The sequence below is a fragment of the uncultured Thiohalocapsa sp. genome (assembly GCF_913062725.1).
Lineage (GTDB): Bacteria > Pseudomonadota > Gammaproteobacteria > Chromatiales > Chromatiaceae > Thiohalocapsa.
The window spans coordinates 22,223-36,451 of sequence record NZ_CAJXWY010000027.1 but is presented as its reverse complement, the minus strand read 5'-3'; the positions used below and the strand labels follow the sequence as shown (position 1 = coordinate 36,451).

At 68.8% G+C, this 14,229-nt stretch carries 11 protein-coding genes; 2 read left to right on the top strand and 9 right to left on the bottom strand.

Annotation, left to right across the window (positions count from 1 at the left end):
• Window positions 1-59 precede the first annotated feature (59 nt).
• The 4 genes from bioF to QZ588_RS09260 form a co-directional block, all read right to left on the bottom strand.
• Window positions 60-1,304, bottom strand: coding sequence for an 8-amino-7-oxononanoate synthase (bioF, locus tag QZ588_RS09275; protein WP_295542015.1), 1,245 nt, complete (start codon window positions 1,302-1,304; stop codon window positions 60-62).
• On the bottom strand, window positions 1,304-2,362 hold the full coding sequence (gene bioB / locus QZ588_RS09270; RefSeq protein ID WP_295542013.1) for a biotin synthase BioB: 1,059 nt from the start codon (window positions 2,360-2,362) through the stop codon (window positions 1,304-1,306). The genes bioF and bioB overlap by 1 nt, the downstream gene beginning before the upstream one ends.
• Window positions 2,363-2,550: 188 nt before the next feature.
• Complete coding sequence (locus tag QZ588_RS09265) at window positions 2,551-2,937, bottom strand: RidA family protein (RefSeq protein WP_295542012.1); 387 nt, start codon at window positions 2,935-2,937, stop codon at window positions 2,551-2,553.
• Window positions 2,938-3,039: 102 nt separating this feature from the next.
• Window positions 3,040-3,534, bottom strand: coding sequence for a hypothetical protein (locus QZ588_RS09260; protein ID WP_295542011.1), 495 nt, complete (start codon window positions 3,532-3,534; stop codon window positions 3,040-3,042).
• A gap of 230 nt (window positions 3,535-3,764) precedes the next feature.
• Here QZ588_RS09260 and QZ588_RS09255 point away from each other — a divergent pair, with 230 nt between their 5' ends.
• On the top strand, window positions 3,765-4,670 hold the full coding sequence (locus QZ588_RS09255; protein ID WP_295542010.1) for a phosphoribosylaminoimidazolesuccinocarboxamide synthase: 906 nt from the start codon (window positions 3,765-3,767) through the stop codon (window positions 4,668-4,670).
• A gap of 25 nt (window positions 4,671-4,695) precedes the next feature.
• On the opposite strand, the gene QZ588_RS09250 is transcribed toward QZ588_RS09255, so the two are convergent.
• Window positions 4,696-6,258 (bottom strand): DEAD/DEAH box helicase, encoded by a 1,563-nt coding sequence (locus QZ588_RS09250; protein WP_295542009.1) that lies wholly within the window; start codon window positions 6,256-6,258, stop codon window positions 4,696-4,698.
• Between the two features lie 284 nt (window positions 6,259-6,542).
• Window positions 6,543-8,501 (bottom strand): DEAD/DEAH box helicase, encoded by a 1,959-nt coding sequence (locus QZ588_RS09245; protein ID WP_295542007.1) that lies wholly within the window; start codon window positions 8,499-8,501, stop codon window positions 6,543-6,545.
• A gap of 99 nt (window positions 8,502-8,600) precedes the next feature.
• Here QZ588_RS09245 and QZ588_RS09240 point away from each other — a divergent pair, with 99 nt between their 5' ends.
• On the top strand, window positions 8,601-9,047 hold the full coding sequence (locus QZ588_RS09240) for a YaiI/YqxD family protein (protein ID WP_295542006.1): 447 nt from the start codon (window positions 8,601-8,603) through the stop codon (window positions 9,045-9,047).
• A 69-nt stretch (window positions 9,048-9,116) separates the two neighbouring features.
• Here the strand turns inward: QZ588_RS09240 and QZ588_RS09235 are convergent, their stop codons facing one another.
• The 3 genes from QZ588_RS09235 to QZ588_RS09225 form a co-directional block, all read right to left on the bottom strand.
• Window positions 9,117-10,076, bottom strand: a complete 960-nt coding sequence (locus tag QZ588_RS09235; RefSeq protein WP_295542003.1) for a hypothetical protein — start codon at window positions 10,074-10,076, stop codon at window positions 9,117-9,119.
• A 458-nt stretch (window positions 10,077-10,534) separates the two neighbouring features.
• The gene (locus tag QZ588_RS09230; RefSeq protein WP_295542001.1) at window positions 10,535-11,998 is read right to left on the bottom strand and encodes an AAA family ATPase; all 1,464 of its coding nucleotides are present in this window, start codon (window positions 11,996-11,998) and stop codon (window positions 10,535-10,537) included.
• A gap of 166 nt (window positions 11,999-12,164) precedes the next feature.
• Window positions 12,165-14,180: an ABC transporter ATP-binding protein gene (locus QZ588_RS09225; RefSeq protein WP_295541999.1), complete on the bottom strand. Its 2,016-nt coding sequence runs from the start codon at window positions 14,178-14,180 to the stop codon at window positions 12,165-12,167.
• Between the last annotated feature and the right edge of the window lie 49 nt (window positions 14,181-14,229).

Genomic DNA, 14,229 nt, shown 5'->3' with positions numbered 1-14,229 from the left:
ACGCCAACGCCGATCGGGATTGCGACCACGCCGGCGCACGAGCGAGCCACCGCATGCCATCAATCGCCCACGGCCCGATCCGGCAGCCGCGCCAGCAGCGCCAACAGCCGCTCGACATCCTGCTCAGCGTGTGCCGCGGACAGGGTGATCCGCAGCCGTGCCGCACCCTTGGGCACCGTCGGCGGGCGGATGGCCGTCACCAAGACGCCCTGCGCCTCCAGCCAGCGGCTCCAGGCCAGCGCCCGCTGCGCGCTGCCCGCCAGCAGCGGCTGGATGGGCGTGGTCGAGGCCATCAGCGGCAGGCCGAGCGCCGCGGCGCCGGCGCGAAAACGCGCGATAAGTGCCTGCAGATGCGCCCGACGCCAGGCGTCGCGCTGCGCCAGCGCCAGCGCCGCAGACGTGGCATGGGCCAGCGCCGGCGGCAGGGCCGTGGTGTAGATATAGCTGCGGGCGCGCTGTATCAGCGTCTCGATGACGGCATCGCTGGCGGCGACGAAGGCGCCGAAGGTGCCGAAGGCCTTCCCCAAGGTGCCCATGACAATGACATCGCCGGCGTCGTCCCAGCCCTGTTCGCGGTAGACATCCAGCGTGCCACGGCCGTCGCGGCCGACGACGCCGAGTCCGTGGGCGTCGTCCACCAGCAGCCGGGCGCCGGCGGCATCCGCGCAGGCGGCGAGTGCCGGCACCGGCGCCAAATCGCCGTCCATGCTGAAGACGCCGTCGCTCACCAGCATGGCGGCATCGCCGCCGGCGCGCATGCGCGCCAGCGCCGCCGTGTCGGCGTGCGGATAACGCCGCAGGCGCACCCCGGCGAGCAGGGCGCCGTCGTTGAGGGAGGCATGGTTCAGCCGATCCGCGTAGAGCGTCTCGCCCCGCTCGCACAGCGCACTGATGACCCCGAGATTGGCCATGTAGCCGGTGGAGAACAGCAGCGCCCGCGGCCGGCCGACGAAGGCCGCGAGGTCGTCCTCCAGGCGGCGGTGTGCTGCGCTGTGACCGGTGATCAGGTGTGCGGCACCGCTGCCCACGCCATAGCGGGAGACACCCGCGCGCAGGGCGGCCGCGAGTTCCGGGTGCGCCGCGAGGCCCAGGTAATCGTTGCTGCAAAAAGACAACGCCTGACGGCCATCGATGACCGGCCGCACCCCCTGGGGGCCATCCAGCACCCGGCGGGCCCGGTAGAGATGGGTGTCGCGCAGGCGCTCCAGCGCCGCGCGCAACGCCGCATCATCACGCCGGCGCTGGCCGGTGACGCCTTGCGCACGCGCACCGGTGGTCCCCGAATGCCGCAGGGCTGTGCCCATCAGCCGGCGGCGGTGGGTGCCGACGGCGGATGCCGGTGACAGGCCCCGGGCGCATCCCGGTCCGGCAGGTCCGCCGTCTCGAAGGCGAGCCCGAGGCGGGCGAACAGCGCCAGATCACGCTCGCTGCCGGCGTTGGCGGTGGTGAGCAGGCGCTCGCCGTAGAATACGGAGTTGGCCCCGGCGAGAAAGCACAGCGCCTGCAGCTCGTCGCTCATGTCGTCGCGGCCCGCGGACAGGCGCACGTAGGCGCCGGGCATCATGACCCGGGCGGCGGCGATGGTGCGCACCAGCTCGAACGGGTCCAGGAGCTCGCTGCCGAACAGCGGCGTGCCCTCCACCTGCACCAGCAGGTTGATGGGCACGGATTCGGGGTGTGCCGGCAGGTTCGCCAGCTGACACAGCATGGAGGCGCGGTCCCGGCGCCCCTCCCCCATGCCAAGGATGCCGCCGGAGCAGGTCTTGAGGCCCGCCGCGCGCACATGCTCCAGGGTCTCGAGCCGGTCCTGGTAGGTGCGGCTGGAGATCACCTGGCCATAGAACTCCGGCGAGGTGTCCAGGTTGTGGTTGTAGAAATCCAGGCCGGCGTCGGCGAGCCGCCGCGCCTGCGCCGCCGTCAGCATGCCCAGGGTCACGCAGGTCTCCAGCCCCAGATCCTTCACGCCCTCGACCATCGCCAGCACGGAGTCGAGGTTCTTGTCCGTCGGGTTGCGCCAGGCGGCGCCCATGCAAAAGCGGGTCGCCCCGGCGGCGCGGGCGCTGCGGGCCGCCGCCAGCACCGCATCCAGCGACAACAGGCGCTCACGCCCCAACTGTGTGTCGTGATGGGCGCTCTGGGAGCAGTAGCCGCAGTCTTCCGGACAGCCGCCGGTCTTGATGCTCAATAGCGTGCTGAGCTGGATACGATTGGGGTCGAAGCGCGCGCGATGCGCCGTCTGCGCCGCGAACAGCAGGTCGGTGAAGGGCTGGCCGAGCAGCGCTTCGGCTTCGTCGGTGGTCCAGTCGTGGCGCTCGGCGGTGTCCGCGGCGACGGTCGCGGCATGGGTGACAGTGGCTTGCATAGGGGCGGCGGTCGACGATCGGGCGGCCGCCGGAGGGCGGCGGTATGGCCGGGCAACACCATCGCGTTGCCGGCACGGATTAAGAGCGCGAATGGTCCCGCGCCCGTCCCGGGCTGTCAACCAATGACCCGGCCATCGGTTGACAGGCCCCAAGACCGCCCTGACCGCAACCGGCGGCCGCAGACGCTCTAAGTCTCCAGCACCATGATGGCGTCCATCTCCACCTGCGCCCCCCTGGGCAGACTGGCGACGCCGATGGCGACGCGGGCCGGATAGGGCGCGCTGAAGTAGGCTTGCATCAGCTCGTTCACCAGCGCGAAGTGGCTGAGATCGATCAGATAGATGTTGAGCTTGACGATGTCGGTCAGCTCGCCGCCGGCGGCGCGGGCCACGGCCTGAAGGTTGTCGAAGACGCGACGCACCTGCGCCGCCATGTCGCCGTCCACCAGGTTCATGGTGGCCGGGTCCAGCGGGATCTGCCCGGACAAGTACACGGTCTCGCCGGCGCGCACGGCCTGGGAATAGGGGCCAATGGCTTCCGGTGCCTGGTCCGTATGGATGATCTGCTTCGCCATGGGGTCTCCGGTGTGCTGTCAGGTCCGTCGCGGACCATAGGCAGTCGGTGCGGCGGGGTCAATCACGCGCGATGTTTAGCGATACCCGTTGCCCCAAGGGCCTCAGCCGAACAACCGCTGCCACCAGCGCCGCCGGCCGCGGGGTGCGGGCTGCGCGGCCGGCAGGTCCACGGGCCTGCGCTTGCTCATGATCCAGCCCGGCAGCGGCGGGTTGTCACTGAAGCCGCAGACCACGCCCAAGTTGTTCGGGTCGTAGATCTTGACGAAGCCGGGTGCCTTGAGATCGTCGGCGTAGACGATGCCGCAGTAGTCTTCGTCGTGCTCGCGCCGCAGCAAGGCATCGAGCTCGTCGATGAAGCGGCGCACCTGCGCGGCGGTGGCGGGCGCCGACGGCGGCGCCTCGCCGACGGCGTAGAGGTACCAACCGCCCTCGGCATCGGCGCGCAGCACAGCCCACAAGGCATCCAGATGATGCCAGCGCAACGCCGAGGTGAAACTGCCGCGGAAGGCGCGCAGGAAGGCCTGGGCGTCAGCGTCGGGCGGTGGCTGCGTGGCGGCCGTGGGCGGTGTCTCGGGCGTGGCTTTGGTTCGCGGCATGGGCTGACTGTCCGGCGCGCTGGCGTTGATCATGGGGTTGACGACGGCGCGCGGGGCACCGCAAGGGCTGAGTACCCGGGCCGCAATGGGCACGGAGCCGACGCGCTGGGCTGCTATAGTCGCAACCGCAAGCCTGCGGGGCAACGGGCCACGGCCCGGTTGCGCAGCATGCAGCGCCACCCGCACCGGCGTGCGCCGCCGGTACCAATGCATCGCAAAGGCCTGAGACCATGACCGCCAGAGCAGACGCCCTGTTTCAATCGGACCTGCCGCACTTGCCGCTCATCAACCGCGGCAAGGTGCGTGATATCTACGGCATCGACGATGATCACCTGCTCATCGTCACCACGGATCGGCTGTCGGCGTTCGACGTCGTGCTGCCCCAGCCCATTCCGGGCAAGGGCGAAGTGCTGACGCGGGTGTCCAGTTTCTGGTTCCGGCGCACCGCAGGCCTGGTGCCGAATCACCTGGTGGATCGGCCGCTGGCGGCGGTGGTGCCCGATCCGGCTGCGCGCAGCAGCCTCGGCGAGCGCGCCGTCGTCGTCCGACGGCTGCGGCCGCTGCCGGTGGAGGCCATCGTCCGCGGTTATCTCATCGGCTCCGGCTGGAAGGACTACCAGCGCACGGGCGCCGTCTGCGACCTGCCGCTCCCCGCCGGCCTACGCCTGGCAGACAAGCTGCCGGCGCCCATCTATACGCCTTCCACCAAGGCCGCCGTCGGCGACCACGACGAGAACGTGAGCTTCGAGCACACGGCGGACCTCATCGGCGCCGACCTGGCCGCACAAATCCGCGACGTCAGTCTGCGCATCTACGCCGAAGCGGCGGACTACGCCCGCGGCCGCGGCATCATCATCGCCGATACCAAATTCGAGTTCGGCCTGGACGACGCCGGCCGCCTGCACCTCATCGACGAGGCGCTGACGCCGGACTCATCCCGCTTCTGGCCCGCCGACCAATACCAGCCGGGCAGCAGCCCGCCGAGCTTCGACAAGCAGTTCGTGCGCGACTATCTGGAGACGCTCGACTGGGACAAGCGTCCGCCGGGGCCCGAGCTGCCGGCGGAGATCATTGCGAAAACAGCCGCGAAGTACCGCGAGGCGGAGCGGCGGCTCCTCCCAGGCGCCGGGCCTTGAGGCGTCCGGCGCGTCCGGGGCGGCGTCAATCCTCGCGGCCGCCGCCGAGCAGGGCCGCCACCTCGTGCCGACGCCCGGACCGGCTGTGACGGTGTCCGCGTTGCGGATTGGCCGCGTTGGCAGACTGCGATTTGCGATGCTGATGGCCAGCCTTGGGCTTGCGCCCGGCGGGCGGCGCGACGGCGTCCTGGCCCCTGCCCTGCGCTGTCTGCTGCGCCGTCGTCCGCTCCGAACGGCGTTGTGGCTTCCCGCTGTCCTGCCGGCTGGCTTGTGGTGATCTGCGCGCGCCGCCGGCGCCGTCGCCGCCGCGCCCGGCGGCATTGCGCCCCGAGGCGCTGCGCTGACCGCCACGCCGGGCACCGTCCGCCGGGCGATCATGGCCGCGGGCGCCGCGAGCGCCCTTGCCCCGCACGATGGGCTCCGCCGGGATGCTCGGGTCCGGCGCATAGCCCGCCAGCACTACCTTGGGCACCTGGCGCTGCAACAACCGCTCGATGTCGCGCATCAGTTTGTGCTCGTCCACGCAGACCAGGGAGACGGCCTCGCCGGCGTTGCCCGCGCGGCCAGTGCGGCCGATGCGATGCACATAGTCCTCCGGCACGTTCGGCAGCTCGAAGTTGACCACGTGCGGGAGCTGATCGATGTCGAGCCCGCGGGCGGCGATATCGGTGGCCACCAGCACGCGCACATCACCGCTCTTGAAGCCGGCGAGGGCCCGGGTGCGCGCACCCTGGCTCTTGTTGCCGTGGATGGCGGCCGCCGTCAGGCCGTCGGTCTGCAATTGCTCGGCGAGACGGTTGGCGCCGTGCTTGGTGCGGGTGAACACCAGCACCTGGCGCCAGTCGTTGGACCCCACCAAATGGCTCAGCAGCTCGCGCTTGCGATGGCGATCCACCGGGTGCACCACCTGGCGCACCGTTTCCGCGGCGGTGTTGCGCCGCGCCACCTCGATGAGCTGCGGGCGATTCAACAACCGGTTGGCGAGCGCCTTGATCTCGTCCGAGAAGGTGGCGGAGAACAGCAGATTCTGGCGTTGCTGCGCCGCCGGCAGCAGCGCCAGCACGCGGCGGATGTCATGGATGAAGCCCATATCGAGCATCCGGTCGGCCTCGTCCAGCACCAGGATCTCGATCCTTGACAGGTCGATGGTGCCCTGCCCGGCATGGTCCAGCAGCCGTCCGGGGGTGGCCACCAGCACATCCACGCCGCGACGCAGTTGGGCGATCTGCGGGTTGATCTTCACACCGCCGAAGATGACGGCTGACGTGAGGGGCAGGTGGCGGCCATAGGTTTCGATGCTCTCGTGCACCTGAGCGGCGAGCTCGCGGGTGGGCGCCAGCACCAGGGCACGGATGGGGCGCGGGCCGCTGCGCCCGCCGCCGCCGGAGCGGGTTTCCGCGAGCCGCTGCAGCAGCGGCAGCGTGAAGCCGGCGGTCTTGCCGGTGCCGGTCTGGGCGCCGGCGAGCACGTCCACACCGGTGAGAATAAGAGGAATAGCCTGGCGCTGGATGGGCGTGGGCTCGGTGTAGCCCTGCTCGCGCACGGCGCGCAGGAGATCGGCGGTGAGGCCGAGGGTGTCGAAGGACATGGGATCAGCTCCGGTTGTGCCCTCCCTGGGGCGCGCACGGGTAACGGGCGCGCCGCCGGGAGCCGGTCCAGGCGGGGTTCGGGTTTGCTTGGCTGGAACGGGAGGCGCCCGACGGATTGGCACTGGGCGGCAGCGCGGGCGGCAGCACGAACGGCTTAAAGCGGGTTTCGGCGACGCCAGTGGCCTGGTGAGGCGCCTGGTGAGCCGCAATGGTGCCGACCGGTGAGGCACCCGAGCCGGGATTGTAGCAGAGAACCGCCTCGGGCAGACACAGGGCACTGGACTCAGCGCCGATGCGGCCCGCTCCCGCCGCCGCCGATACGCTTGATGCCCAACGGCCGACCGCAGACGCGGGTCTTCTTGAGATGCTGCAGCAGCTCCTTCGGCATGCCCGCCGGCAGATCCAGGGTGCTGTGGTCGTCACGGATATCGATACGGCCGATGTAGCGGCCTTCCAGGCCCGCCTCGTTGGCGATGGCGCCGACGATGTTGCCGGGCTTCACGCCGTGATCGTGGCCAACCTCGATGCGGAAACGCTCCATCCCCTCAGCCGAGGGCGCGTTGCGCTGGGGGCGCTCGTCCACCCGCTCGCCGTCGCGCCAGCGCCCGGGCTCGGGGCGCGGGCCCCGGTCCTGTCGGCGGGTGGTCGCTGCGCCGCCATCCGGCGCCCGGCGCTCGCGCCGATCCGTATGCGCCCGATCGGGCTCGCGGGTGCGCGGGCGTCTCTCCCGCCCTTGGCGTGGCCCCTGCTCATCGCGGCGGCCGCGCTGCTCCCGCGGCTCGCGGCGGGGCCGGCGCTCCGGCTCGGGCGGCAGCAACAGGGGCTGCTCGCCGATGACCAGCCGCGCCAGCGCCGCGGCGATCTCCACCGCCGGCACGTCGTGCTCCTGCTGGTACTGCTCCACCAGGCCTTGCAAGAAATCCAGCTCGCCGGCGGCCAGGGCATCGCTGATGCGCTGCTTGAAGTCGGCGATGCGCTTGTCGTTGACCGTTTCCGTGGACGGCAGCTGCAAGGGCTCGATGGGCTGGCGGGTCGCCTGCTCGATGGCACGCAGCATGCGACGCTCGCGGGGAGCCACGAACAGGATCGCCTCCCCGGCGCGCCCGGCCCGGCCGGTGCGGCCGATGCGGTGGATATAGGCCTCGGTGTCGTAGGGGATGTCGTAGTTCACCACATGGCTGATGCGCTCCACATCCAGCCCGCGGGCGGCGACGTCAGTGGCGACGATGATGTCGAGCTGCCCCTGGCGCAGACGCTCTACGATCTGCTCGCGCAGCTTCTGCGGCAGGTCACCATTGAGAGCCGCGGCGGCATAGCCGCGGGCCTCCAGACGCTCGGCGAGCTCCACCGTCGCCGTTTTGGTACGCACGAAGATGAGCAGCGCATCGAACAGCTCCACTTCCAGGATGCGGGTCAGCGCATCCAGCTTGTGCAGGCCACTCACCAGCCACCAGCGCTGACGAATGGTTTCCGCCGTCGCCGTGCGCGCGGCGATGCTGACTTGCACCGGATCATGCAGGTAGGACTGGGCGATGCGCTGAATGGCCCGCGGCAGCGTGGCCGAAAACAGGGCTGTCTGGCGCGTCGGCGGCGTCTGCGCCAAGATCCACTCGACGTCATCGATGAAGCCCATGCGCAGCATTTCATCCGCTTCGTCGAGCACCAGCACCCGCAGCGCATCCAGGTCCAGCGTGCCGCGGCGCATGTGATCCATGATCCGCCCGGGCGTGCCGACGACGACATGCACGCCGCGCTGTAACTGGCGCAGCTGCGTGCGATAGTCCTGGCCACCATAGATGGGCAGGACATGGAAATCCCGTAGCTCCGCGGCATAGCGCCGGCAGGCCTCGGCCACCTGGATGGCCAGCTCGCGGGTGGGCGTGAGCACCAGCGCCTGCGGCACACGCTGGCTCAGGTCCAGTCTGGCCAATAACGGCAGCGTGAAGGCGGCGGTCTTGCCCGTGCCCGTGGGCGCATGACCCAGGAGGTCGTGCCCGGCGAGCAGATGCGGGATGGTTTGGGCCTGGATCGGCGACGGTGTCTCGTAGCCGACGCGCTCCAGCGCGGCGAGCAGGGACGGCGGCAGGCCGAGGTCGTCGAACCGGGGCTCGGTGCCCGCGGCATCGCCGGGGGATGGGTCACCGGCAACCGCGTCCGGCGCTGTGGGGGTGGCGTTGTCTGTAGAATCGGGCGTCATACTGTTGCCGGCGGCGGGTCCGCCGGCGGATGCGGAGGCGTTCATGGGTCGGGATGCTCAAGTCAATCCCCCAGTATACTCGCCACGGCAGCCGGGCGGCGCCTGGCGTCGTGAAACCCGCACAGGACGAAGGAGCGCACAGCCATGCAGATCTGGGTCGACGCGGACGCCTGCCCGAAGCCCGTCAAAGACATCCTGTTCCGCGCCGCCGAGCGCACCCGCACCCGCCTCACCCTGGTGGCGAATCAGCCCCTGGCGACGCCACCGTCGCGGCTGATCCGCAGCGTGCGGGTCGGTGCGGGCTTTGATGTGGCCGATAATCACATCGCCCAGCATGCCATGCCCGGCGACTTGGTCATCACCGCCGACATCCCCCTGGCGGCGGATGTGGTGGCCAAGGGCTGTACGGCGCTCAATCCCCGCGGCGAGCCCTACACGCCGGAGAACATCCGCGAGCGCCTCAACCTGCGAGACTTCATGGACACCCTGCGCGCCAGCGGCGTCGACACCGGCGGACCGTCGGCCTTCGGCCAGCGCGAACGCCAGGCGTTCGCCAATGCGTTGGATCGCTGGCTGGCCGCGGCACGGTAATGGGCAGGGCGATGACGATTGCCCACCCGAGAGGACAGCGCCATGGGCTAGCGTCCCGTTGGACGCGCGTTAGTCACCCGATCTGAGATCAAGCAACCTACGCCAGCGGGTGAGCATCTCCTGGCGCTGGCTTGGCGACCGAAAGCCGAAGGGTAGTCCAGCCAAAACCAACCGCACCCGTCGATGCCCCGACGCCATCGTTGCGATGGTCATCGCGGGGCGGTGCTCGTTCCCCAGCGCGGGATAAGCCAAAACGGTATCGGTGAACTCAGTATCAGTGAGAGCCGTGTAAGCCAGCGCTTGGTGTAGATCGGCGCGGTGAGCATCGCGTACGGCTTCTGTGAGACCTCGCCAGCCGTATTGGGAGAGCAACGTGAGGTGGGCCTTGTATTTGGCATCCACCCAGATCACCCGCTGGGGGCTCCGCAGTCCCGTATCGGGAATTAGCGCCCCCATTGAACTTGGCCGACCCTGCCAGTTGAGCCGGTGCTGGGTCTGGCCACGCCCAGCCCAGACCATGCCGAGGTACGGCGCCAAATCACGCACAAAGGATGCAACAAAAGCTTCCCACAGTTGGTCAGCTTCAACATCCCAAGCCAAGCCATCGAGGCTGCGGGCACCGCCCAGGCCCCTCTCCTCCGCCACCCAGCCCATAGCCTGTTGCGCATCCGCAAGCCAGCCGGAACTCTGCCCGGGCTGATCCCAAGGCGCGGGCCGGCGACTCCGGCCGGGGCCCAGATCGTGGTTCAGCAAACGAATCCGCTCGTAGAGTGCACGGCTGGTCAGCGAGTCGAGTTGCGAGGCAAGGTCCTGCTCCAAGCGTGCCAGCGTCCAGCGCATGGTGGCGATAAGCTCAGGGTCATCATCAAGATCCGGAAAGGTACACGGCAAACGCCCCCATTGTCCCTTCCCAAACTCCCGCTGGATCCATTGCGGCCACTCAACGCGCCCGCGCGGGGTCAACCTGACCTCCGTGCGCTCGACAAAGCCCCGCTTCATATAGCGCAGCAAAGCCTCGAGGCGGTTCAACACTGGCGCGACAAGCAGCCAAGCGGGGACTTCACGAGCCGAACCTGGGACGAGGGGTGCTTTCCCGAGCGCCGGTTCGACCGCAAAACCAACTGTCTGAAGGACACTACCCAATGCCGCCCAACCAAAACGGGGCGCAACGAGTACCCCTGCGGCCACCCGGCGCGTCGACGTTGACACTAGCGGTATGGCGCCGATGTGGCTACCAGGACGTACCACCAAGCACACGCCGCCGCGGGTCTCAACCTCAGTACGCAGATCGAGCCGGCGCAGATGCTTACAGTTGGCCTCCAGAAAGCCGTCAATCCATCGATCCCCTGCGGCGCCGACGTTTGAGGCTCTGATCCGGATCGGATCGCCATGGTCCACCAGCCGAAACAAATTCCGGGCTTTGGGTACCGATGACTGGGCCAGTTGACCGCGTGCCTTGCCCTTCGCGGCAGGACCCCGCGCTGCCATCAACTCAAACCCATGATTGTGCTACTGATTCTGTCAGTCAGACCGGCGATGGCTTCGCTGGCACCACCGCACAGGCGCTCGTCAAGATAGTCACGCAACAGCGGCACCAGTTCTAACTCCAGACGCCGAGCAACCCGAGCCTGGCGGTCAACAGGATCAAACTCTGGACGGGGATCGAGGAAGTAAGCATGGCCGGGAACGAGCCGCAGAGTCTCGTCATCGGCGAACTCGGCAAAGCTATGGACGGTATCTGCAAAGAGCTGCACGGCAAAATCTACCCCCTCAGCCGCTACCACGTCCAGGTCGGGCCAAACGGGAACGAATGCGAAGCGTCGGCGGATGGCTAAGTCCAGACGTGCGATGGTGCGGTCGGCGGTGTTGCGGGTACCAAGCACCAGAAGGTTTGGCGAGAGCTCCAATTCCGGCGGATGGCCGGCTGGTACTTGTGGCAAGTGGACCCGCCGCGGCGCCTCGCCGACCTCGAAGAGCATTACAGCCTCACCCAATACCCGTCCAAGGTCGGCACGATTGATCTCGTCGATCAGGAGGACGTGAGGCCCCTGCGCTGCCGCTAAGTTTGCTTGCAGTAAGTCCCCTGCTCTTACCTCGAAGGCCAGGCCATCAGCGGCTGGACGGGGAAAGAGACCGACAACGAAGTCCTCATAGGTGCGCGCTGGGTGAAATTGGACCGTCGTCACAGGCCCAATCCGATGCGACAGATCTAATGCCCAACGTGTCTTGCCGGTGCCGGGGGGCCCTTCCAAGATTACGAAACGGCGTTCTTTGAGCAGGCTCAGGACCTTAGTTGGGTCGAAGCGCGGGAAAATGGCGCCGGCAATCGCTTGCTGCCGATCAGCCCAGCGCTCGCGAAACTTGCCTGTCAGGGGTGTGCCATGCTCTGCGAAAAAGAGGTCGAGGAGATCTTCAACGGCCGAGCTATCCGCGATGTTACGCACCGGAACAGCAGCGTAGATAACGTGGCCGTAGATCTTCATCGCGGACTCGGCGGCCGGCCAGTTGCCGATGACACTATCCGGCACGCGAGTGTTGAGGTCGAGGAGGTCCGGCTTGACCCACACCTGGCCCTGGTGCAAAGCCCTTAGGGCACGCAGCCTGCGGGCATGCCCCGGCCGCCCGAGGATGTGACTATCGGCCCCGAAACCGTCAGTGCCAATCACCAGGACTGCAATGCTGCCGCCAACACCCGGGAACCATACGAAGGAAGTCCCCTGGTATGCGCCTGAGGTGGGATTGTCCGCAGTTATCCAGCCGGCGTACGACGCGACATCTTCTTTCTTCTGCAAGTTTGCGCGCTGTTGATAACGGTCCCGGAAATGCGCGGCGCTATGATAGCGCTCACTGTACACCGCCGTCATCAGCTCACGGGCTTGCTCTGAGTTTCCCATACCTGGCCAGTCTCGACCGGCAATCATCGCAGCAATGAGATCTTGAAAGGCACGCATAGGGCACTCCTTGGGGTTGCTCATCGATGGCGCCTACCCACCCGGACGAACGGGCCTGCGGCTGCGCCTCCGCGAAATGCCATCCTGACGCTCAGAGCGCTCCCCGAAGGCGGCTCTGAGGGAGCGCGCGCCGGGTGAGCGTGCGGTGGCGCCGCAACGCCGGGCCTCAGTCGGTCTGCACCCGGATACAGCGCACCGTGCGCCCATCCGCCAGGCGGCGCTCGTCGGGATAGGCCGCCGCGCAGTCCTCGATGGCCTCGGGGCAGCGCGGGTGGAAGTGGCAGCCCGCCGGTGGGTTGGCGGGTGAGGGCATATCGCCTTCCAGGCGAATGATGTCGCGCTGGCGCTCGGGGTCGGCGACGGGCACGGCGGAGAGCAGCGCCTTGGTGTAGGGGTGCCGGGGCTCGCCCAGGATCTGCGCCGTGCTGCCCCGCTCGACGATGCGCCCGAGATACATCACCGCCACTTCGTGGGCGAGGTAGGACACCACGGAGATGTCGTGGGTAATGAACAGGTAGGCCAGCCCCAACTCCTGCTGAAGGCGCTTGAGCAGGTTCAGGATCTGCGCCTGTACGGAGACATCGAGTGCGCTGGTGGGCTCGTCGCAGACGATGAGTCTGGGCTCCACCGCGAGCGCGCGGGCGATGCAGATGCGCTGGCGCTGGCCGCCGGAGAACTCGTGCGGATAACGGCCCAGGGCCTGCTCGCCGATGCCCACCTGCTCCAGTAACGCCGCGACGCGCTGGCGCCGCTCGGCCCGGCCGGGGGCGATGCCGAGCGCCTGCAGGCCTTCGCCGACGATGTCCTCCACCAGCATGCGCGGATTCATGGACGCGAAGGGGTCCTGGAAGATGACCTGCAGGTCCTTGCGATAGGGCCGCAGCCGTGCGGGCTTGAGCCGCGACAAATCCACGCCGTCGTAATGTACGGCGCCGGCGGTGGGTCGCGCCAGTTGCAGAATGCCCTTGCCGGCGGTGGTCTTGCCGCAGCCGGACTCGCCGACCAACGCCAGGGTGCGGCCGGCATAGAGGGCCAGATCCAGGCCGTCGACGGCCTTGACATGCCCCACGGTGCGCTTGAAGAGCCCGCGGCGGATGGGAAAGTGGATCTTCAGGTCGTCGGTGCTGAGCAATGCATCCGCAGACGCGGCCGCCTCCTCGCCGTCCGTGGCCTGTTGCGCGGCCACGGGCGCGAACGTGGGCGTGCCGGCCTCCCACAGCAGGCAGCGCACACGCTGCTCGGCGCCGGCGTCGAGCCAGCCCGGCACGGTGTCGTGGCAGCGCTCCATGGCGCGGAAGCAGCGGGGGGCGAAGCGACAGCCCGTGAAGTCCTGGTCCAGCGGCGGCACCCGGCCCGGGATGACCGCGAGGGCGCCGGCGCGCTTGTCCGCGGCGGGCAGACTTTCCAGCAGCTTGCGGCTGTAGGGATGGGCCGGTCCAGCGAAGAAGGCCGCCACACTCGCCTGCTCGACGATCTGTCCGGCATACATGACCGCGAGGCGATCCGCCGTCTCCGCCACCACGCCCAGGTCGTGGGTGATGAGCAGCACCGCCATGCCGCGCTCGCGCTGCACGCCCTTCAGCAGCTGCAGCACCTGGGCCTGGATGGTCACATCCAGCGCCGTGGTGGGCTCGTCGGCGATCAGCAGCTCGGGGTCACCGGCGAGCGCCATGGCCACCATGATGCGCTGCTTCATGCCGCCCGAAAGCTGGTGCGGATACTCCTCGGCCCGGCGCTCGGGATCCGGGATACCCACGGCGCGCAGCAACTCCACCACCCGGGCACCGATGCCGGCGCGCGGCATACCCGCGTGCACCCGCACCGCCTCGGCGATCTGCGCACCCACCGTCAGCACCGGGTTCAGCGAAGTCTGCGGCTCCTGGAAGATCATGCCCATGCGTCCGCCCCGGATGCGCCGCATGTCCCGCTCCGTGAGCCTGAGCAAATCCTGATCGCCGAGGCACACCGAGCCCGCGGCGATGCGCCCGCCGAGGGGCAGCAGCCGCATCAGTGACAACGCCGTCATGGATTTACCGCAGCCGGACTCGCCGAGGAGGGCGACGGTCTCGCCCGGGCGGATGCTGAAGCCGACGTCGTCGCAGACGCGCACCGGGCGCTCGCCGCCGCGGCTCGGCGGCAGCTCGGTGGTCAGTCCGGTGACTTCCAACAGCGCGTTGGTCATGGTGGTCTTATGGGCTCTTTGTAGGCTGTACGGTTGCGCGGCGTCCGTC